A 19,888-nucleotide genomic window follows, 5' to 3' on the forward strand; every position below is an offset into this window, starting at 1 on the left:
TCCTGGTCACTTAACGAAGTGACCAGGACTTTTCTTTTGCCCGGGTGATAGACGAGCCGCAGGCCCAGACCTGTGTAGATCTTCGCCTTCCGCGCCGGGTCCGCCCGGCCCAGCAGCTCTACCAAATCACCCAGCTCGGCCAGTATCGCCGCCAATGACTCCCGGTCGAGACGTCGCGGCCGGGCGACCGGGATCCGGGCGAGCCGCTGCTCGGCCGCGCTCCTGCGGGTCTGCTCCTGCCGGATCCACCCCGCGACCACCGCAGGGTCGGCGCCGGCCTCCAGCGCGGCGCGGTGCAGGCCCAGCCTGCGCTCGGAGTCGGCGATCTGGCGGCGGAGGGCGACGATCTCGGCCGCTCCCGGTCGATCGAGATCGTGAGCGGCTGCGAGCGCCTCCACGGTCCGCTCCACGTTGGACGGCCTGAATAGCCTGCCGAGCCAGCGATCGAGCCGCGGCGCGATGTCGGCCTCGCGCAGGTAGACGTTCCTCGGATGCATCACGTGGTTGGCCAGCGCGTACTCCTGCGGAAAGCGGCACCGGTAATACGGAGCTTCGTTGCTCCAGTGTCCCTGCATCCGGCGCTCACACAGGCCGCAGAACAGCAGGCCGCGCAGCTGGTACGGCTGGCGGGTCCGGCGGACCGTCTTGTCGGTCTGGCGTCCGCCCCGGGCCGACAGCGTCTCCTGAGTCGCCTGGAAGTCCTCCGGGCTGACGATCGGCGGGTGGGCCACGGCATCGGACCAGACCCACTGCTCCTCGGTGTTCCACCGGAGTTTGGTGGTGTGGCCCAGGCCGACGTCGTCGACATCGAGGAGGACCTCGTCCTTGCGCTGCCGGTTCCAGACCTGGTGGCCGGTGTAGCGGGGATTGGTGAGGATGGCCCGCACCGCGCTCTTGGACCAGGCGATGCCGACGCGGTGCCGGTTGCGCTCGGGGTCGTGCGCGGACGGGCTGGGGATGCCGTCCCGGGTGAGCCCCTCGGCGATGGCGAACAGGCCGTGGCCGTTCAGGAACTCGGCGAAGATGCGGGCCACGACGGGCGCGGCGACCGGGTCGAGCTCCAGCCGGTGCAGCCGGCGGCCGTCGGCGGCCTTGGCCGGGTTGGGGTGCGGGCCGGCGTCACCGAGGCGATAGCCGTACGGCGGCCGCCCGCCGAGGAAGCGGCCCTCCATCTGGGCCTGGGCCGACATCGCGGTCCGGACCCGGATCTTGATCCGGTTGCGCTCGCCCTTGCTCATCCCGCCGAAGACGCTCATCACCAGGTCGTGCGCCTCGTTGGCCGGGTCGATGGGCCCGCCGACCTCGGGCACCCACAGCGGCACTCCGAAGTGCTCGAAGACCGGGAAGGTCAGGCCGTACTGGTTGCCGTAGAAGGCCCGATGCGGCTCGCCGATCACCACGGCCTCGAAGCCGCGCTCCGGGTCGCGCAGCTCGGCCAGCAGCGCCGAAGCCTGCGGACGGCGCTGCCACGGGATCGAGCGGGACTTGTCCACGTCGAAGAACTCGGTGACGATCTCCCCGCCGCGCGACTCGATCAGCGCCCGCGACCGGGTGATCTGCCAGGCCCGCGATGACGCGGGATCCTGGTTGTCCTCGGTCGAGACCCGACCGTAGAAGGCGAACCGCATCGGTGCTCTCCAGCTCCTGTCTCTGTCTCAGGCGACGTCGGGTACGGCGCTGCGGCGCAGCTCCGCGTGGGCTTCCAGCAGGATCTCCAGAAGCTCCCGCGCCGCGCTGGGGTTCAGGGCCGGCGAGCCCTGCGGGAGCACCACGTTGACGCCGTGCTGGTCGGATTTCTTGGTGGCGGCCATGATGGTCACGCTCCTGTTCGTGGATGGGAGTGCGGCTCCGGTGGCTTGCTTGGCGGTGGGCGCCGGGGCCGCTTCAAGCTGGGTCGTCACGAGGTGGCCGGGGTACGGCCGCGCCTGCACAGGGCGCACAGGCTGGGATGGGCGGCGCCGTGCGGGCACCCGGCGGCGAGGGCCTCGGCCAGGGTCCGGTCGGCCGGCCCGGCCCGAGGTCCGGAGACCAGCGGCTCAGGGAGCTCGGCCAGGCGGCTGGTCAGGACGGCGTAGGCGTTGCGGACGCCGGTGGCGTTGGCCCCGACGTGCTCGGCCAGCCCGGCGGGCGTCCAGCCGTCGGCCAGCGCGGCCAGGACGGCCGGGGCCAGGCGCCGGACCTGAGCCGGCGACAGCGGCCAGGCCGGTCCGAGCGCGGCGACGAACCGCCGGACCGGTTCCGGGTTTTCCTGCCCGGGATCACCGCCGCCGCCCGGACCCCGGCCCGACACTGGGGCGGCCGCCGCGAGCGGCCGCGGGGGTGGTGGTGGTTCCTGGTGGTTCTTTGGTGGATCGGATGACACCTGTGTCACCCCTCCCCTGACGCCTGTGTCACCCCTCGCGGTCGCAGGCGTCAGCCCGGACAGATCGTCAGGGGTGACATCCTGTCCGGGGTCGAACGAGTTATCCACAGTTTCCACAGACTCGTACACAGGTTCGAGCTCATTACGCACAGGCTTCTGGAGCACCAAGGAGTACCCGTTGGTGCCCCTCGGCCCGGCTCCGCGGTTCACGATCAGGTGCCCGGCGGCGACCAGCTCGGCGATGACCCGCCGGACCGAGCGAGGAGTGATGTTGGCCTTGCGCGCGACGGTGGCCACCGCCGGCCAGCACCCGCCGCCGTCGTCCCGGGAACAGGCGTCAGCGAGGGCGAGGAGCACCAGACGCTGGTTGCCCGAGGTCGGCGAGTGCTGCCACACCCAGTTCATGACCGCGATGCTCATGAGGTCTCCCAGGTCGGTTCAACGAGATTGGCCGGCGCAGCCCACGGAACGGACGCATGTCGGGCCCCTCGCCCGAATTGGCGGGCGAGGGTGGCGTCTGGGACGTGTGTGCGGTCAGGCATCGGCCTGGCCGCGCTTATCGAGAAGGCCGGTCAGGGGGATGAGCACCCGACGCAGCGCGCTCACCGTGCACACCACCTGGTGGTAGCCCTCTCGCTCCCGGCCCAGGGCCATCCACGCACGAGCGGACGCAGAGCGACGGACTGCTGCCTGCTCAACCGGGAACGTAGCGGGGTCCGTGTTCATGGTGGGTAGCGCGGGCGAGATCACGACGGTGATGGTCATCGGTCAGGCCACACCAAGCATGTCGATCAGCTCGGCGACCTCGGCGGCGGTGCGGCCGTAGCGCGCGCACAGCCGCCGCGTGGCGGCGAGCTCCTCCTCGTTCAGCTCTGGGATCGGCCCGGTGAACATGCCGCGGTCGCCGAGCTGGTTGCCGAGCCCGGAGTCGTTGCCGGTCTCAGAGCGGCGCGGCTTGGGCTTGCGCGCCGTACGGCGCGGGGTGCGCGGAGCGGCCGGGGCCGGGCGAGCCGTACGGCACCGCCCGGCCGGAGTGCCGGCGAGCGGCTCGGCGGCCACGGGGGTGCTCTGCGCGGCCTCGGCCTCGGTCGCGGGGATGTCCGCGGCGGCCTGGTCGTGCTCGGCGTGCCGGTAGGCCTCACCGGTCGTCTCGGCCAGCCGGGTCCGCAGCCGCTCCAGTGCGCCGGCGACCCGGTCGGCGGCCGCGCGGACCTTGCGGTCGGGGCAGGTGCGGGCCAGCTCCAGCAGGTCGGCGGCGGCCGCGGTGGTGATGTGCTGGCGTAGCGCGGCGATCGCGGTGGTCTCGCTCGGGGCAGGCATCAGCTCGTCCTCATCTCGTGGGCCGCGTGCTTGAGCACCGCGGTGAGCGGTCTGATCTCGTTATGCAGTGCGGTCAGCAGCCGGATAGCGGCCAGGGCCTCCCCGTGCCAGTCGCCGGACAGCACCAGGGCGTCCATGTCATCGCGGGCGTCGGTGAGGATCGCGCTCTGGGCGGTGCCGCCGGTCACGATGAGGTCCTCGTGCAGGCTCCACTGCCCGGCGGGCACGAGGGCCAGGAGAGCATCGAGGCGGGCGGCGGCGTCCAGCAGCGCGGCGAGCGGCTCGACGAGTTGTTCGGGCACCGGCTGCCGTTCTTCCCACCGCGTCCCGCAGCCTGTGCAGGGTCCGGGAGCCCACAGCGCATACGGCGGCTGGACGGGAAATGCGTGCTCGCAACGGAGACGGCCGGCCGCCGTGCGCCGTTCGGTGCGGGCTGGGACCGCGAGCAGCTCGGCGAGCATCGCCTGGTGCGCGGCGAACACCCGCCCTTCGTAGGTGTCCGCCAGGTGGGTCACCAGGGCGGCGTAGGTGTCGGCCCGCACCCACTCGGCGCGTCGGGCGTCGTCGGCCCCCGCCACGGCGGGAAGCTCGGCAACGTCGCCCAGGTCGGCTACGGCGGGCCAGGTGACCATCCACGCCTCGTCGGTCGCCCTGGGGTCCGGCACGTACCGGACGGGCAGCACCTGCCAGGAGACGCCGTCCAGGATCAGGCCGGTCTCCTCGGCCAGCTCGCGGATCGCCGCCGTCAGCGCGTCCTCTCCGGGATCCAGGCAGCCGCCGGGGATCGCCCAGCCGTGGTCGTCGTCCCGCTCGACCATCAGCACCCACCGGCCGGCCTTGGTGGTGGCGGTGACGATGGCGTCGGCGGCCTGCCGCTCTCCCCAGTGGCCCAGCTCGCCCCGGCCGCGCTCGATGCCGGTAGGCGCGCACGGGTTGACCGGGCGGCCGTCGACCACCTCGAACCAGATCGCGGCGGCGGCCTGCACGGGCGCCCAGTCGATCTCGGCGGGGTCGGTGATCGGGTCGGCCCACCCCTGCTCGACGCCTTTGCCGAGCACCTCGGGGTGGGTGTACATCCGCATCAGATTCGTCGTGTTCTTACTCATGGCGTTCCCTTTCGGGGTTGTGGTGACTGGAGCCTGTTGCTGCGGGTGCTCGCCCAACCCATCGCCGGGCGAGCACCCGCAGCAGCCGCTACAGCGCGCCCAGCGGCAGGGAGGCGACCACGACGACCAGGGCGACGAGCATCAGGTCGACGGCCCGGCGCAGTCGGACGTACTTCGCCTTGGCGATGCTCGACAGGCGGATCACGTCGCGGGCCCGGCGGGTCTCGGGGTCGGCGGCGAGCTGCTCCAGGAGCTCGTCGACGTCGCCGGCAGCGGCGTGCGCCACGAACCCAGTTCCGCCGTGGCGGGGCAGGGACGGCCGGATGACGGTGAGCGCGACGGCGGAGGCGGCCGCCAGCAGCGCCACCGCGATCCCCAGGCCGATCCGGGCCGGGGTGGCCAGGCCGGAGGCCAGCACCGCCAGGGCGGCCAGCACGGAGAACGCGGTGCCGGCGAAGGCCAGCACCGTGGCGGCCTTGGTGTCGGTGCGGGCCAGCTCGGTGCGGGCCGCCTCAGCCTCGGCAATCAGGTCGGCGGCGGCGGACTCGTCGAGGCGCTGCAGCCGCTCGATCGGCAGCGGGATGACGCTGTCGGGGGCGACGTCGCGGTGCCAGTCGGCATCGGGGTAGGCCTCCTGCCAGGAGGAGGTCACCTCAGCGGCTGCGGGCGCGGGGACGGTGTGCGGGGTGGTGCCGTTCACGGTGGTGCGGTGCATCATGGGATTGCTCCGTTCTTGACGGGATGGGGTTGCGGGCGCGTTCCGCGTGGACTTCTTGGTCGGAGCGACCACGCTGGAATGCGCCCGTCCTGCTGTGCAGGGTCTAAAGGGGCCGGGTCTCGGAGACCTGGCCGGGAATAGCCGCCACCGCGGAGTTGATCACTGTGGGCTCCTTCGGATCGGGGTGTCACGGGGATCTGCGGGGGGTGTCACGCGGGGTGTCACGCCGGGTGGTTTGTGCCGGTATGTCAGGTGTCACGGGGGGTGTCACGAGGGGGTGTCACGCAGGTGTCACGGGGGCCTGACCTGTAGTTCTCCACCTGTCACACCCCGCCGTGACACCCCAGCCCCTGTCACGGGGCGCTGCTGCGGGTTGGGGCCGCGCGCACCCATCTCGGATGATCTTGCTCATGCGTGGGCGAGCGCCCGCACGCGATAGGTGTTCGTCTCCGGGTCGTGCTCCAGGCTCCCGGCCGCGATCCGAACCTTGAGCTGCTTCTGAATCCAGCCGCGCCCCAGGCCGGTCGTGTCCAGCACATGGCGCAGGTCGCGCGGCTGGAACTCGCGGCCATCAGCGAACTCGCTCAGGGCCTTGTCCAGGACGGCGTTCGCTGTGGCGCTGTTCATCTTCTCGCCCGACCCCAGCGGGGCGTCTTCGACCTCATCCAGCGGGGCGTCCAGGTCGACCGGCTGGCTGTCGTCCAGCTCCGGGTCAGGCGTCAGGTATTCGGCGGTCACGTTCGTTACCTCCGGGTCGTTGTCGTCCGTCTCGTTGACGGCGGCGGCCTGGTCGGCGGCGACGTAGGCCGCGCCGGGGGTGGGGCAGATCTTCGCGGTGATCGGGTCGACCGGTCTCGCGGTGGCCGGCCAGGCGGCGCAGTGGGCGCGGAAGTTGCGCACGCGGGCCTCGTTCGAGGTGCCCCAGTCCAAAAACCGCATCGGCATAGCGATCCGCTCGGCAGCGATGCCGGGCATCTCGCCGTAGGCCATGCCGGGCTGCGTGGCCTTCCACTGCTCGGGGCGGGCGCCCGCGTCCTCCTGCTCCTCCGACAGGCCCCAGTGGGCGTCGTGAGCGTTGGCCACACCGAAGCAGAGCTTCGATCCGCCCTGCCCCTTGACGATGGTGGGCATCTGCGTGGAGTCCGCACGCTGCAGCGACCACACGAGCGAGCCGCCCGCCGAGCGCAGCATGCGGGCCAGGTTGGTGAACTCGTCCATGTCGATGAAGTCGAAGACGTCGGCGGCCTCCTCGATCCACACCACCAGGTAGGACAGGCCGCACCCCTCCTGCCAGGCGATCAGGTCCTTGGCGGCCAGGTGGTCCAGGCGCTCGGAGAGGGTGGCCTGCAGCTCGGCGAAGAACTTCTTCGTAGCGGCCTTGGTGTTCACCACCCGGTGAAGCGCGGGCCGGGCCGGGCCAATGGACTGCTCGCCCTTGGTGATGTCGACCACGATCAGCGCGGAATCCTCCCGGGTGATCAGCTCACCCCAAAAACCCCACGCGCCCGCCGTCGTCTTGGCCGCGCCGGTCATGCCCATGACCTGGAGGTGAGCGCCCGGCAGGATGACCTCTGCCATCTCGCCGTCCTGGAACAGCGCCACCCGCAGCGGTTCGGCGACCGACTCGCCAGGCCGCGACGGCCCGAACCACAAGATCGGCTCCTCCAGCAGCATCGGGTTGGACAGGGTCACGGTCGGCTCACCGGCGTTACGCCGGTTCGGAGTGACGACGATGCTGCCCATGGGCAGCCCCGCCGTCGCCTCGATCGCCCCGGTGGCCTTCTGCAGGTCCTCCGCGGTGTCTCCGTCCGACAACTCAGCCGTCGCCGTGATCCTGTGCGCGCCGGCCTTGACGTTTCTCACCCCGACCTCCACGCCGACCTTCTCCGCGTTGGCCGTGAACATCCGCTTGAACAGTCCAGCGCCGGTCAGCGCCGAGCCTTGGTCCTCGTTGGCCTCGTTCGGCCGGACGATGTTGCGGACGTTCCAGGCCGCGGCGAGGGTGCCGCCGAGCCACAGGCCGATGTCCAGGGTCGGCCGCGCGGTCGGGCTGGTGATGGTCGCGGCCAGCAGCCAGCCGGACGCCACAACGGTGGTGCCGGTCGACTGCATCCGGCCGAGCGGGTGCCGGTAGCGGGAGATGGCCCAGGTGACGGCGGTCAAAGCAGCACCGGACAGCGCCAGGCCGGCGGTCGCCCAGGGCAGCGCTTGCGCGCCACCCCACAGGCCGTGGGTCAGTGCGGAGACCGGCAGCATGCCCGCGCCCGCGATCCACGGGACCGTGTGCGGCAGCGCCTTGGCGACCCCACCGGCGATGGCGCGCTGCAAAACCTTGTCGTGGATGACGCCACCCTCGGCGGTGCCGCCGGAGTGCGCGGGGGTCTTCTTGCGGCCCATGAGGTCCTTCTCTCAGGTCGAGGTGTGGCGGTTCGGTCGGGTGGTGGCGGGCTCAGGTGGTGAAGTTGAAGGTCTTCTTCGCCTTGCCCTTGCCCTTCTTCGGCGTGATCGCCGGGGCGAACTGGACCAGGTAGTCCTGCCAGAGCCGGGTCATCTCCACGGCGCTGCCGCGCTGGAGCTCAGCGGCGCGGCGTGCCCGCTTCGCGATCCGGCGGGCGCGGATCTTCACGTCGAACCCCAGCAGCGCGGGGTTGCCCTTCTGGGTCTGCGTGAGGACCGTGATCAGCTCCTCGGCGGCCCAGTCCAGCTCGCTGCCGAAGTCGCGGCACAGCGCCCGAGAGGACTCCACGTACTTCTTGAGGCTCGACGTTGAGGTGATCTCGATGTCTGCCAGCTCGGTCAGCGTGACCGACTTGGTGCTACCCATGGGTGTGCTTCTCCTTACGGCCGTGTCGGGCGAGCTGCTTGACGGTCCAGGACATCGGCGGAGCGCCGATGAACGCCCCGGCCAGATCGATGAGGTTGACCAGGACGGGCAGGGCCAGGGCGGCGGCCAACAGCAGGATCAGCGGCGGCCAGCCGAGGAACAGCCCGATCACCAGTGCCGTGGTGGCCAGCACCGGCACCCCGATGACGGCGAGGCCGAGCATCTGACGAAGCGCTCCCCGCAGGGCTTCGCGCGGGTCGCCCTGGTCGCCCTGGTCTTCTGTCGCGGGCTCGTCGAGGTCGGTGATGACGTAGACCACGGTGGCCTCCTGGCTGGGGGTGGCGTGCTCGGTCATCGCGGGTTCGCCTCCGTTGCGGTGGTGGTCCAGTCGATGCGGCACCAGGCGCACCGCCCGGCCGGGCCGGTAGTGGCGTCGTAGGCGTCGACCAGGCGGGCGACGATGTCGGCCAGGCCCCACCCGGACTCACCCGCCGGGCGGCGGGCGGGCACCGGACGCGGCCCCGCATCGACCACGCTGATCGCGACCGCGTCGCCCTGCAGCTCAACCCGGATGGCGACGGTGCCGCCGGGCAGGCCGGCGACGCTGTGCAGCACGGCGTTGGTGACGAGCTCGGAGACGACCAGGGCGACGTCGTCGGCGCGCGGGCAGCCGGCGGGCAGGCAGCTCACCACCCAGGCGCGGGCGGCTGAGACCTGCTCGGGCAGGCCGGGAAACTCTCGCTGCCGGGCGCGGGTGACGGTGAGGGCCATCACGCGACCTCCGCCCTGCTCAGCCGGGACAGAGCCGGGACCGCGCACTGCGCCAGCAGCACCACCGGACGGGTACCGGCGGCCGGCAGCTGACCGTGCGCGGCCAGGGCGTGACGCAGGTGGATCAGCGGGTCGGGCTCGCCGAGCTCGGCGGCGGCCACGGTGGCGCGGGCCGCGGCAAGCAGTTCGGCGTAGGCGGCCACCAGGACCACCAGGTCCTCACGGGAGACGGCGTATGTGCTGGTCAGGGCGGTCATGAGGTCACCTCGCCGAAGAACGCGTCGAGCGCGGCGTCGAGGTTGAGGTGCTCACGCTCGCGGCCCATCGGCACCAGCCCGAACGCCTGGTCCAGGAAGTCCTGGACGGGCTCGCGGAAGGCGTAGACGGCGAACGGGTAACCCACCGCGCCGCGCACCGTGAGGACGAGGTAGTCCTCCAGCTCCTCGTGCGGGCTGACCGTCACGTCGCACTGCCCGGCCGGATCGTCCATCCCCTCGGCCAGCAGGTTGCGGGCGAAGCGGTGGACGACGCTCTCGCGGGAGCCCTGGATGAAGGCCAGCCGGACCGCGTACGGGTCGGCGGGGCTGTAGGTGAGCACCGCGGCGAACGGGTAGTCGGGCCGGTCGGTCGGCCACAGGGTGATGCCCTTGGTCACGTCACGGGTCCTCATGCCGCCACCTCCGTACGGATCTCGTCGCGCAGGATCTGAGCGGTCTTCGGCGCGCACCGCAGGAACTTGCGGATCCCCTCGGCCGTGGCCTCCTGGGGGTCGATGTCGCCGACCTCGATCGCGGTGTGCAGGGCGGCGCGGTGCTCCTCGATCGATCGGCGCGGGGTCGGCTCCTCGGAGTCGGAGTCGGAGTCGGAGTCGGTCGATCGATCTGCCGGGTCGTTCTCGATCGATCGGGGCTCGATCGACGGGCGGGGCCTGACGATCGAGTCCGGGACAGTCGATCGACCGTCCTCGATCGACGCAGGGGCGCCGGTCGATCGACCCTCGATCGACGCGGGCCGATCGGGGGAGGCCAATCTGAAGAGGGTGGCGGGACGATCGGCCTCGATCGCCGGACGGTCAATCGACTCGACCGAGGGGGAGCCGATCGAAGGGAACGCGATCGATCGAGCCACGTCATCGCGCCGCTCGGTGAACGCGCGCAGCCTCGCCATGGCCTCCTCGCCCTCCTGCGACTGCTGCGGGGTGGGGGTGCCGGGGCGCACGATCGACCCGTCCACAATCGACAGGCGGCCGTCCTTGGCGGCGGCTCGATCGGCCTTCTTCTCGTAGCGGACGATCGACCGGGCCAAGCGGCGGTCCCGGCGGGAGGCCTCCGGGCCGACGCCGTAGCGGTCGATCCACGCGGCCGTCCACGCGCCCTCGATCGAGCAGCCCTCACCCCGCGAGGCGCGGATCGAGGCGGCCGCCCACGACAAGCGCGGGTAGCGGACCCGGCGCCAGGCGGCCCGGCGGATCTCGGCGGCGGTGCGCTTGGTGGTGGTCTGCTGGGTCAGCGACGCGGTCAGCTCCCACAGGGCGATGCCCAACAGGGACGCCAGCGCGAGGATCATCCCGACCTGCAGACCGTCGGCCTTGTTGGCGGTGATGCCGTGCCAGAGGTTCATCCCTGCCGCGATGCCCGCCATGCCCCAGGTCGCGACCCGGTAGCGGCCAATCGGCAGCCGCGCCTTGATAGCCCGGTGGACCAGGAAGGCCAGATACCAGACGCCGCCCTCCAGGGCGACCGGCAGGGCCGGAGCCATGAGGCCCAGATGCATGACCTTGTCGGCGAACTCCAGCTGGCCACGCCAGGCGATCGCGATAGGAGCACCCATGGCGACACCACCCACGATGACCGGAGCACGTTCGACGAGGGCGGCGGCCAGGACGCCGGTGCCGCGGCGGGCGGCGGCGTACCGGGCAGCACGGGCCTGCCTGCTCTCCTGACGGCGCATCCGGCGACGTGCGGCCCTGCTCGCCGCGTGGGCCTCGCGCTCGTGCCGCTCCGCGGCCGCGGCCTCGGCCGCGCGGGCCGTGCGAGCTTCCTCCAGGCGCAGCATGGTCTCGGCGCGGGTGGCCTCGGCCGCAGCGCGGGCCTGCTCGGCCTCGGCCTGCGCGACGGTGCGCTGGGCACGGTGGTCGTGGTAGGTGCTCATGCCTCCCACCTCCCGCCGCTAGAGTTGGCGTGCCGGATGGCGCGGGTCACGAGGTGGGTGTTCGTGGTGTCGAGGCTCCCCAGACAGGCACGCAGGTCGACAGGGCCACCGCCACCCAGAGCCGCAGCGATCCGCAGCACGGCGGTCTCGCTGGTGGAGCCGGCCAAGTCGCCGACGTTCAGCGCGTCAGCGGCATCCTGCCACTGGACCATGGCCATCGGCGTGTCCACGGTCTCCGGGGCGGTCTCGACCTGGATGAACCGATGGAAGTCGGTGCGACGCAGCCAGACATCGTGCCGGATGACCAGGTCGACGGCGGCCTCGTCGGTGTAGAGGCCCTCGGCCTGCGCCCACAGCATGTCGGCCAGCGCTTCATGGGTGTACGTCATGGTCAGGCCACCTCATCGGGTGACTCGATCGCGGCCCGGGAGAGGCGGATCCGATAGTCGTTGAAGGCATCGACCGGGATCCGCAGGGTGCCGCGGCGTTTGCCGACACGCAGCGCCTTGAGACGGCCCGACTCGATCTCGCGGTAGACCGTCGACTGATGGACATCGAGGGCCCGCGCGACCTCAGCCACGCGGTACGGCTTGCACCGCTCCTGATCATCCTGCGTGGGTTCGCTGATGGGGTCCACCGAAGTCGCGGCGAACCCGGCCGCGACAAGGGCTCTGGCCATTTCCAGAACGGCAGGGGAGATAATCTGCTCCTGCATCAGTGCTCCTTTGGCGAGGTTGGGCTGATGCGCTGGCCTCGGCGGAGAGTGGTGTTGACGCACCATTCGCACATCCCGCCGGGGCCTCTTCAGTTGTACGACTCGACCGTAATGCCTTAGCGGCTAAGGTAGCAAGGCTCTCGACATGGCTTTCCCAAGCTTGTGACCTTTAAAGGGGTCTACTCAGACGATGTCTTGCTCATACATCAGCTCGTAGAGATGGCCACCCTTGATCAGCACCTGTACCTCAATCGGCCGCATCTCATCGGTGTAGACGACGCGGAAAGTCCGGAGTACGGGCACATCATCGGGCAGTTCCAGCGCCTCAAGCTCCTCCGTTGTGGGCAGTCGCGTCGAGAGCCGGTCCACCCACTGCCGGGGTGGGTAGCCGAGCTCGGCAAGCAGCCTGGGCGAGCCTCCAGGTATCCGCCTTCTATCCATGAGGGAAGTGCCCTGAGCGATGGTCAGCGGGTGATACACCCATGCCAGTTCGGTGGGCTGGTCATCCAGCAGCAGCATCTGGTGGCGCAGAGAAACGGCCTCTGGCCTGGCCACGCCAAGGGCTTCGGCCACGGCGGCCGGCGGCGCGACCTCGGAGACCTCAAGCAGCCGGATCGTTCCTCGCTGAGAGCGCTTCGTGGCCTCGGTCATCCAGGGATATGCCTGGGCCTGTGGTGCCGGCGGCATGTAGGCGGCGGGGGTGATGGCCAGCGAGGGCACATCACGAACGTAGACCCCGATACCGGCCCGACCGACGATGAAGTTTTCGTCCTTCAACACGTTGAGCGTGCGCTGCACCGTCTGGCTCGTCACGCTGTATTGGGCCATCAACTGCTGCGTGGTCGGCAACCGAATCCCTGGGGCCAGGTCTCCGGCCATGATCAAAGAGCGCAGCTCCGCCGCGATCTGCTGGTGACGGGGACGGACGTCAGACTTCTTAGCCATAGATCATCACGCCTTGATCCGGTAGGTGAAGCGTCGCCCCTCGGGGCGCATCGTCATGACAGACGTCTCAAAAGGCACCCTGTCGGCTGTGAAGGCCGTCCGAACCAGCAGGATCACCAAGGCGCCTTCCCTTAGCTGGAGGGCCTCAGCCTCTTCCGCGGTTGCAGGTCGGACGGTGAGCTCTTCATACGCCTCAGCCGGCGCGTAACCGAGCTCTGCCAGCAGCGTCGGCGCTCCACCACGGATCTTCGCCATCTGGGCAAGCCCGGTGCCGATGGCCAGGGAAGACGGGTAGTAGGAGTCCGTGAGTTCAACCGGTCGGTCATCCACCAGCATCACCCTGCGCCGGACAACCGCAGTACCACCATCGGGCAACCGCAAGGCCTCAGCCACATGGGCGGGCGGGACGAGTTCCACGACCTCAGCGAGACGTTGCGAGCCGGTCTTGCCCGTCGCGGCGAGCTCGTCCGACCAGGCGTCGACCTGGCCATCGGAACGTGGGGTCAGGTACGAAGCCGAGCTTCCCATCCAATCCTGACGGTTGCTCATGATGATCAACTCCAGAGTGGCTTAGGTAGCAAGCTTGGATGCCTGATTGCCACTCTACTGACTACCGGCTCAAACGATTCCGCACCCTTTCTTCGTTGACGTGAGTCCTTCTCACCTCTACACCAGCAGTCTGATAAACGACTCACTACATAGGCACTCCCACAGTTCGATTGAGTGCCCGAAACCAGCTCACCCCCACGGGCGTGGGGAGGACTTCTTGATCATGCGGAGGGTGAGCGTGTCACTCGGCTCACCCCCACGGGCGTGGGGAGGACGTCATCGGAGCGGCGCACAGCAACCGTGGAATCGGCTCACCCCCACGGGCGTGGGGAGGACGGTGCGATTGTCACCTCCACCCGCGTGCTGAACGGCTCACCCCCACGGGCGTGGGGAGGACGCGGCGCTGCGGTGTCTTACTTCCGTACGCTGCGGCTCACCCCCACGGGCGTGGGGAGGACACGCCACTTGCAGTTCTTACTGCAGACCGACTCGGCTCACCCCCACGGGCGTGGGGAGGACGCACGTCAAAGGATTCCCGTCCGCCCGACGTGCGGCTCACCCCCACGGGCGTGGGGAGGACACCGATGACGACCCGGAGATCGGCGACCCTGACGGCTCACCCCCACGGGCGTGGGGAGGACCGTGGGCGGCGCCCGGAGCGAACGCTGACGGCCGGCTCACCCCCACGGGCGTGGGGAGGACTCCAGGCTGGCGCCGGAGATCGTCGCCGTCGCCGGCTCACCCCCACGGGCGTGGGGAGGACACGGGCACCGTGTCGATCCCGACGCCTGACATCGGCTCACCCCCACGGGCGTGGGGAGGACGTCCCAAGTCCGTGTCAGCGTCACACGAGACCCGGCTCACCCCCACGGGCGTGGGGAGGACTTCTGCTGCTGGTGGTCCATCTCGTTCAGCGTCGGCTCACCCCCACGGGCGTGGGGAGGACAGGTTCACGCCGGCCGGGCTCGCGGTCGCGGCCGGCTCACCCCCACGGGCGTGGGGAGGACCGAAGGGCAGGGGCGTCAGGCCGGCAACGTCACGGCTCACCCCCACGGGCGTGGGGAGGACGGGACTGGTGGACCGATGTCGCCGCGACCCGTCGGCTCACCCCCACGGGCGTGGGGAGGACGCGGGCGACAGGTCCGGCGGGTCCGAAAGCAACGGCTCACCCCCACGGGCGTGGGGAGGACTCCTCTTGCGTTGGTATGTCCGATCGGGGAGGCGGCTCACCCCCACGGGCGTGGGGAGGACTCACGACGCCACACCGGACGATCACGCGGCAACGGCTCACCCCCACGGGCGTGGGGAGGACATCTTCAGCATCCGCCGGAACGGGTCGCGGGCCGGCTCACCCCCACGGGCGTGGGGAGGACTTCGGCGCAGTCGTCATCGACTCCCTCACCCACGGCTCACCCCCACGGGCGTGGGGAGGACGGCCGTCTGCCACGCCCTGACGGGAAGGGCACCGGCTCACCCCCACGGGCGTGGGGAGGACCTACACCGAGCAGGCGGACCTCCAGTCGCGGACGGCTCACCCCCACGGGCGTGGGGAGGACGGATCGTGATTCAGGAGGTCAAGCCGCGGGGACGGCTCACCCCCACGGGCGTGGGGAGGACCCGTTCCCCTACCGGCGTTTCACAGCGGCACGCGGCTCACCCCCACGGGCGTGGGGAGGACTGGGCGATGAGATCGAGCAGATCCGACGACGCCGGCTCACCCCCACGGGCGTGGGGAGGACAAGGCAGGCTGGATGACGGTGTCCCACGCGGTCGGCTCACCCCCACGGGCGTGGGGAGGACCTTCGCGGCGATCGCCGCGCGCACGACCATGTCGGCTCACCCCCACGGGCGTGGGGAGGACAGCGTCGGGCGTACGTCGCCACCACGTCATGTCGGCTCACCCCCACGGGCGTGGGGAGGACGGCGGGTGCGCGGCGACAAGATCCGAGTAGACCGGCTCACCCCCACGGGCGTGGGGAGGACGACGGTCGGCGACGTCCCGAGGCCAGGGTTGGCGGCTCACCCCCACGGGCGTGGGGAGGACTCCTGGGCGTCCTGGACATCACGCAGGGCGTCCGGCTCACCCCCACGGGCGTGGGGAGGACGCTCTTACTGGGCCTTCGGAAGCGGGGCCTGTCGGCTCACCCCCACGGGCGTGGGGAGGACGGTGTCGGCGTCCACCGTGTGTGCCCAGTTGGCGGCTCACCCCCACGGGCGTGGGGAGGACGCCGGCGGGATGACGGTACGAGGAGGTTGCTCCGGCTCACCCCCACGGGCGTGGGGAGGACCGCCACGTGACATGTCATCCCCGTCCCAGTAGGGGCTCACCCCCACGGGCGTGGGGAGGACTTACCGGGGTTCGAGTGCGCGGCCACTCCGATCGGCTCACCCCCACGGGCGTGGGGAGGACTCTACACAGGAGTGTGCACTAGCCCTACACAGTGGCTCACCCCCACGGGCGTGGGGAGGACGGTTCCGCTTCCTTTGACCGAGGGCGAACCACCGGCTCACCCCCACGGGCGTGGGGAGGACCTGGCGGGCCATCCCCCATCGTTCGGCCACATAGGCTCACCCCCACGGGCGTGGGGAGGACGGGCCTGGGCCGCGGCGAGCAAGCTGTGGCGGAGGCTCACCCCCACGGGCGTGGGGAGGACCGCCATGATCAAGCTCCCTTCACAGCATGATCCGGCTCACCCCCACGGGCGTGGGGAGGACTCCCAACAAGCTCCCGGTTGCCTCCGCTCAGGCGGCTCACCCCCACGGGCGTGGGGAGGACTCCCAACAAGCTCCCGGTTGCCTCCGCTCAGGCGGCTCACCCCCACGGGCGTGGGGAGGACTTCGGCCAAGAGGGTGGTTCCTGACCGGGGATCGGCTCACCCCCACGGGCGTGGGGAGGACTCGATGCCGACCGAGGCGGCCCGCTCGGTCAGCGGCTCACCCCCACGGGCGTGGGGAGGACGAGACACCGCGTCATGTCGTTGCAGTCGCTGTCGGCTCACCCCCACGGGCGTGGGGAGGACGCGCTGCCCGCGAGCCCGCGCTGCGTCCAGCCCGGCTCACCCCCACGGGCGTGGGGAGGACGCGGCCAGCTGCTGTTCCAGCGCGATCAGCTGCGGCTCACCCCCACGGGCGTGGGGAGGACGTCCCGTTGCTGGAGACCTGGGAGACGCGTGGCGGCTCACCCCCACGGGCGTGGGGAGGACGGACCGGCCGCGGTCGGAGCCGATGCCGATGTCGGCTCACCCCCACGGGCGTGGGGAGGACCCGTAGCCTCGCTGTGATGCGGTGCCCCGCTGCGGCTCACCCCCACGGGCGTGGGGAGGACTCGCATCCTGCTCGTGAGCATGGGGCCTTGGGCGGCTCACCCCCACGGGCGTGGGGAGGACACTTCCCGACCTGCGGTTTCACATTTGCACTTGAAGTTTTCGGCAGGCCGAACATGTGGTCGAAAGCATCGCGAACCAGCCTACCCCTCCCCAGGAGACGCATCCCCGGTGCTCATATGATCGCAAATTCCCACCAACACCACAAAAGTTCACAAATGCGGCTAATGGAAATTGAATAATTTTCACATTCTTCGTTTGAGATGAAATGTCGGTGGCTGTCTCTACAGTGATCTCTCGTAAATCCGACTGACGGACGCCGACCTGTCGGCGGCCCCAGCCTGGCCATGGAGAGTGGAGATGGACGACCCCTTGGACGTTGACCTCGCCCTGTGGGGCAAGTCGCGAGGGCTTCCGACGCGGTATCCGCTGATCTGCCACCTTCTCGACTCCGCCGCAGCGGTGGAGGCCCTGTGGGATCACTACCTCTCTCCCGGCCTGCGCACCTCCCTGGCGGGTGGGCTGGGAACTGATGAGCTGCACGCCCGGTCTTTGCTCGCGTATTGGGCCGGATTACACGATATTTGTAAGTGCATGTCCTGTTTCCAGGAACAAGACAAAATCGGGTTCAGCCAGCTTGCTGATTATCCGGAGGTAAACGCCACTCCCAAGGGCCACGCGTTCGCCGCGCATGTCTGGCTGGGGCAGCTCCTGTCGGCGCTCGGCTACAAAGTCGGCAGGACACCGTCTCCCGCCATCCGGGTCGCTCAGCTGCTGGGCGGCCATCACGGCACTTTCTCTCCGTTCAACCACCATGAGTTCCGTGATCCGCTGGGCTCTCTGCCGGCGTTGGGGGAAGGCAGGTGGGAGGAGCAGCGCCAGATCATCGCCGCCGTGGTGCATGAGCTGACAGGCCGCCCTGAGCCGCCACAGGAGGTGTCCGATGCGGGCGGGGCCCTTGCTTGCGGCCTGGTGATCCTCGCGGACTGGCTGGTGAGCCAGGATGACTTCCTGCGTAAGCGGATCGATGCCGGTCTGCCGGAGCGCGGTGACGCGGACTGCCTTGAACGTCACCTGACGCGTAGCCGATCTGCAGTTCCGCAGTTGTTGCGGGAGGCGGGCCTGGGGCGGTTGACGTTCAAGCCGGGTGGGTTCAGTGACGACTTTCCGTTCCAGCCGAACGGCCTGCAGAGGTCGATCAGCGAGAGTCTCCCTGGCCTCGTCGACGGCGATCCCGGCCTTTTGCTGATCATGGCCCCGATGGGCGAGGGCAAGACCGAGGCCGCGTTGCATGCGGGCCGGCTGATGGGTGAAGCCTCGGGGCGGCCGGGTTACTTCATAGGCCTGCCGACGATGGCCACCTCCGACCAGATGCTCCGTCGGGTGGACGGCTTTCGCCGCGACCGGATCGAGGGTGCCGACTCGCTGACTCTGCTGCACGGTATGGCCTGGCTGAATGCCGCCTACTCGCCCGAGGGTGAGGAAATCGGCGTGCTGACCCACGACCCCATGGCGACTCGTTGGTTGCGCGGCAGCAAGCGCGGTCTGCTCGCCAACCTCTCCGTGGGGACGATCGACCAGGCGCTGATGGCGGTCCTGCGAGGACGGCATAACGTGCTGCGAATGCTCGGCCTGGTGGGGAAAGTTCTCGTGGTCGACGAGGTGCACGCCTACGACTCCTACATGCAGGGCCTGCTCAAGACGTTGCTGGGCTGGCTGGGCGCGTTGGAGGTGCCGGTCGTGCTCCTGTCGGCGACGCTTCCCGTGGCGGTGGGCCGACGGCTGGCGGAGGCTTATCTGGCGGGCGCCGGGTGCCGTGACCAACAGGTGCCCGAGGTGACATACCCGGGGTGGATCTATGTGAGCCCGCGGGCGGCCGTGTCCGTGCCGGTGGACAGCAGGGAACGGACTCTGCGCGTCGAGACCCATGACGTTCCGATCGCTCCGGACGGGCACCCTGGCCGGCTCCCCGCCCTCCGCGAGATTCTCGCTCCGCTGCTCCGTGAGGGGGGTTGTGCGGCGGTCATCTGTAACACCGTCGCCGAGGCCCAGCAGACCTACCTGATGCTGCGGGACTGGGTGCGGAGGTCGGAGACAGCCGGCCGGAAGCCGCCGGAGATCAGGCTGCTGCACTCGCGGTTCGAGGCACAGCGCCGGGAGCAGATCACTCAGGAGATGGTGGGCTGGTTCGGCAAGGACGCCGGAGACGGTCGGCCGCCGGCCGCGATCCTGGTGGCGACGCAGGTGATCGAGCAGTCCCTGGACCTGGATTTCGACGTCGTTGTCAGTGACCTGGCACCGATCGCCCTGCTGCTCCAGCGGGCGGGGCGCTGTCAGCGGCACCCGGCGCTCGATGGGAAGCGGCCAGCCTGGGCGAAGGATCTGATGCGGCTGGTGGTGCTGACTCCCGCTGGGCAGGAAGGGACCCTGGCCATTCCCCGCGCCTGGCCCTATGTCTATCCCAGGGCGCTGCTGCGCCGTACCCACGACGCGCTGGCGGGCCTGCCGGACGGTGTGGTGGCCATTCCTGGAGCCATTCAGGGCTTGGTGGACCAGGTGTATGACGAAAACTTCGACGACGAGACCTCGCCCTGCCTCAGCGACGACGTGGCCCGGCTGGCCGACGAGCAGGCGAAGGACCTGTATGCGCAGATGGCTGCCATTCCCACGCCTGGTCGCGTCGGTGATCTGAGCCAGCTCAGCGGAGACGACTTCGTGAGCGAGCTCTCGACCCGGCTGGGTGCCGACTCCGGACGGGTCGTCTGCTGCACGGTCGCCTCCGACGGGCAACTCATGCTCGGTGACAAGCCGCTTCCCGTCGTCGAGGCGGGTGGCGGGGCTGCGAAGAAGTGGTTCACCAAGGACCAGGTCCGGCTGGTGATGAGTAACACGATCCCGGTGCCGGGAACGTGGCTGAGCGGCCTGTCGGCCGACAACGCGGCGCCGCCGGCCTGGGCTGACAGCCCGCACCTCAGTGACCTCGTCGTGGTCCGGATGTCCGGCGACCAGATGTCCGGTCTGCTCGGCGATCGGAGCCTGTGGCTGTCGGCGGAGCTGGGCCTGTCGGAGTTTCCCGCTACGGCCGGTTGAGACCGGTCCTCACT

The 19,888-nt window shown here is 70.1% G+C and carries 18 protein-coding genes, 1 pseudogene and 1 CRISPR repeat array; of the genes and pseudogenes, 1 reads left to right on the forward strand and 18 read right to left on the reverse strand.

All coding sequences use genetic code 11. The annotated features are described in order from the left end of the window. Positions 1-557 precede the first annotated feature (557 nt). From CA984_RS49140 to CA984_RS00215, 18 genes and pseudogenes are all read right to left on the reverse strand, one after another. Positions 558-1,628: pseudogene (locus CA984_RS49140) on the reverse strand (recombinase family protein); the annotation flags it as partial. Between the two features lie 27 nt (positions 1,629-1,655). Further along, a complete protein-coding gene (locus tag CA984_RS45755) occupies positions 1,656-1,820 on the reverse strand; it encodes a hypothetical protein (protein ID WP_165781042.1) in 165 nt (54 codons plus the stop codon). Positions 1,821-1,897: 77 nt separating this feature from the next. Next, positions 1,898-2,782, reverse strand: coding sequence for a helix-turn-helix domain-containing protein (locus CA984_RS00140; protein ID WP_086566406.1), 885 nt, complete (start codon positions 2,780-2,782; stop codon positions 1,898-1,900). A gap of 114 nt (positions 2,783-2,896) precedes the next feature. Next, entirely contained in the window at positions 2,897-3,127 is a 231-nt protein-coding gene (locus CA984_RS00145; RefSeq protein ID WP_086566409.1) for a hypothetical protein, read from the reverse strand. A 3-nt stretch (positions 3,128-3,130) separates the two neighbouring features. Beyond that, entirely contained in the window at positions 3,131-3,682 is a 552-nt protein-coding gene (locus CA984_RS00150; RefSeq protein ID WP_086566411.1) for a hypothetical protein, read from the reverse strand. After that, positions 3,682-4,788, reverse strand: a complete 1,107-nt coding sequence (locus CA984_RS00155) for an NUDIX domain-containing protein (protein WP_086566414.1) — start codon at positions 4,786-4,788, stop codon at positions 3,682-3,684. Before CA984_RS00155 ends, CA984_RS00150 begins: the two co-directional genes overlap by 1 nt. Before the next feature lie 88 nt (positions 4,789-4,876). Beyond that, positions 4,877-5,506, reverse strand: coding sequence for a Pycsar system effector family protein (locus CA984_RS00160; protein ID WP_207620600.1), 630 nt, complete (start codon positions 5,504-5,506; stop codon positions 4,877-4,879). A 408-nt stretch (positions 5,507-5,914) separates the two neighbouring features. After that, positions 5,915-7,903 carry a hypothetical protein gene (locus tag CA984_RS00165; protein ID WP_086566416.1) on the reverse strand — a complete coding sequence of 663 codons (1,989 nt, stop codon included), beginning with the start codon at positions 7,901-7,903 and terminating at the stop codon, positions 5,915-5,917. 52 nt (positions 7,904-7,955) lie between these two features. Further along, the gene (locus CA984_RS00170) at positions 7,956-8,330 is read right to left on the reverse strand and encodes a hypothetical protein (RefSeq protein WP_086566419.1); all 375 of its coding nucleotides are present in this window, start codon (positions 8,328-8,330) and stop codon (positions 7,956-7,958) included. Then, entirely contained in the window at positions 8,323-8,685 is a 363-nt protein-coding gene (locus tag CA984_RS00175; protein WP_086566422.1) for a hypothetical protein, read from the reverse strand. The genes CA984_RS00170 and CA984_RS00175 overlap by 8 nt, the downstream gene beginning before the upstream one ends. Continuing rightward, a complete protein-coding gene (locus CA984_RS00180; protein WP_086566425.1) occupies positions 8,682-9,101 on the reverse strand; it encodes an ATP-binding protein in 420 nt (139 codons plus the stop codon). The genes CA984_RS00175 and CA984_RS00180 overlap by 4 nt, the downstream gene beginning before the upstream one ends. Beyond that, a complete protein-coding gene (locus CA984_RS00185) occupies positions 9,101-9,358 on the reverse strand; it encodes a hypothetical protein (RefSeq protein WP_086566428.1) in 258 nt (85 codons plus the stop codon). The genes CA984_RS00180 and CA984_RS00185 overlap by 1 nt, the downstream gene beginning before the upstream one ends. Continuing rightward, positions 9,355-9,771 carry an SsgA family sporulation/cell division regulator gene (locus tag CA984_RS00190; protein ID WP_086566430.1) on the reverse strand — a complete coding sequence of 139 codons (417 nt, stop codon included), beginning with the start codon at positions 9,769-9,771 and terminating at the stop codon, positions 9,355-9,357. The genes CA984_RS00185 and CA984_RS00190 overlap by 4 nt, the downstream gene beginning before the upstream one ends. After that, positions 9,768-11,252, reverse strand: a complete 1,485-nt coding sequence (locus CA984_RS00195; RefSeq protein WP_242675646.1) for a DUF2637 domain-containing protein — start codon at positions 11,250-11,252, stop codon at positions 9,768-9,770. Before CA984_RS00195 ends, CA984_RS00190 begins: the two co-directional genes overlap by 4 nt. Beyond that, entirely contained in the window at positions 11,249-11,641 is a 393-nt protein-coding gene (locus CA984_RS00200; protein WP_086566433.1) for a hypothetical protein, read from the reverse strand. Before CA984_RS00200 ends, CA984_RS00195 begins: the two co-directional genes overlap by 4 nt. A 2-nt stretch (positions 11,642-11,643) precedes the next feature. Then, entirely contained in the window at positions 11,644-11,967 is a 324-nt protein-coding gene (locus tag CA984_RS00205) for a helix-turn-helix domain-containing protein (RefSeq protein ID WP_207620602.1), read from the reverse strand. Positions 11,968-12,150: 183 nt separating this feature from the next. Then, complete coding sequence (locus CA984_RS00210) at positions 12,151-12,912, reverse strand: GntR family transcriptional regulator (RefSeq protein ID WP_086566439.1); 762 nt, start codon at positions 12,910-12,912, stop codon at positions 12,151-12,153. Between the two features lie 6 nt (positions 12,913-12,918). After that, positions 12,919-13,461 carry a GntR family transcriptional regulator gene (locus tag CA984_RS00215; RefSeq protein WP_086566539.1) on the reverse strand — a complete coding sequence of 181 codons (543 nt, stop codon included), beginning with the start codon at positions 13,459-13,461 and terminating at the stop codon, positions 12,919-12,921. A 185-nt stretch (positions 13,462-13,646) separates the two neighbouring features. Continuing rightward, a CRISPR array of direct repeats spans positions 13,647-16,847; the repeat unit is 29 nt; unit sequence CGGCTCACCCCCACGGGCGTGGGGAGGAC. Positions 16,848-17,144: 297 nt separating this feature from the next. Between CA984_RS00215 and CA984_RS00220 the strand changes: the two genes are divergently transcribed. After that, positions 17,145-19,874, forward strand: coding sequence for a CRISPR-associated helicase/endonuclease Cas3 (locus tag CA984_RS00220; RefSeq protein WP_086566441.1), 2,730 nt, complete (start codon positions 17,145-17,147; stop codon positions 19,872-19,874). Positions 19,875-19,888 lie beyond the last annotated feature (14 nt).

The organism is Streptosporangium minutum (assembly GCF_002149035.1).
GTDB classification, from domain to species: Bacteria; Actinomycetota; Actinomycetes; order Streptosporangiales; family Streptosporangiaceae; genus Streptosporangium; species Streptosporangium minutum.

Bases quoted from the DNA above. Each gene is read 5' to 3' on its own strand.
- CA984_RS00145 (WP_086566409.1), bottom strand. From the start codon at position 3,127: ATGACCATCACCGTCGTGATCTCGCCCGCGCTACCCACCATGAACACG.
- CA984_RS00205 (WP_207620602.1), bottom strand. From the start codon at position 11,967: ATGCAGGAGCAGATTATCTCCCCTGCCGTTCTGGAAATGGCCAGAGCC.
- CA984_RS00150 (WP_086566411.1), bottom strand. From the start codon at position 3,682: ATGCCTGCCCCGAGCGAGACCACCGCGATCGCCGCGCTACGCCAGCAC.
- CA984_RS00200 (WP_086566433.1), bottom strand. From the start codon at position 11,641: ATGACGTACACCCATGAAGCGCTGGCCGACATGCTGTGGGCGCAGGCC.
- CA984_RS00175 (WP_086566422.1), bottom strand. From the start codon at position 8,685: ATGACCGAGCACGCCACCCCCAGCCAGGAGGCCACCGTGGTCTACGTC.
- CA984_RS00210 (WP_086566439.1), bottom strand. From the start codon at position 12,912: ATGGCTAAGAAGTCTGACGTCCGTCCCCGTCACCAGCAGATCGCGGCG.
- CA984_RS00185 (WP_086566428.1), bottom strand. From the start codon at position 9,358: ATGACCGCCCTGACCAGCACATACGCCGTCTCCCGTGAGGACCTGGTG.
- CA984_RS00190 (WP_086566430.1), bottom strand. From the start codon at position 9,771: ATGAGGACCCGTGACGTGACCAAGGGCATCACCCTGTGGCCGACCGAC.
- CA984_RS00155 (WP_086566414.1), bottom strand. From the start codon at position 4,788: ATGAGTAAGAACACGACGAATCTGATGCGGATGTACACCCACCCCGAG.
- CA984_RS00140 (WP_086566406.1), bottom strand. From the start codon at position 2,782: ATGAGCATCGCGGTCATGAACTGGGTGTGGCAGCACTCGCCGACCTCG.
- CA984_RS00195 (WP_242675646.1), bottom strand. From the start codon at position 11,252: ATGAGCACCTACCACGACCACCGTGCCCAGCGCACCGTCGCGCAGGCC.
- CA984_RS00160 (WP_207620600.1), bottom strand. From the start codon at position 5,506: ATGATGCACCGCACCACCGTGAACGGCACCACCCCGCACACCGTCCCC.
- CA984_RS00215 (WP_086566539.1), bottom strand. From the start codon at position 13,461: ATGAGCAACCGTCAGGATTGGATGGGAAGCTCGGCTTCGTACCTGACC.
- CA984_RS00220 (WP_086566441.1), top strand. From the start codon at position 17,145: ATGGACGACCCCTTGGACGTTGACCTCGCCCTGTGGGGCAAGTCGCGA.
- CA984_RS00165 (WP_086566416.1), bottom strand. From the start codon at position 7,903: ATGGGCCGCAAGAAGACCCCCGCGCACTCCGGCGGCACCGCCGAGGGT.
- CA984_RS00180 (WP_086566425.1), bottom strand. From the start codon at position 9,101: ATGGCCCTCACCGTCACCCGCGCCCGGCAGCGAGAGTTTCCCGGCCTG.
- CA984_RS00170 (WP_086566419.1), bottom strand. From the start codon at position 8,330: ATGGGTAGCACCAAGTCGGTCACGCTGACCGAGCTGGCAGACATCGAG.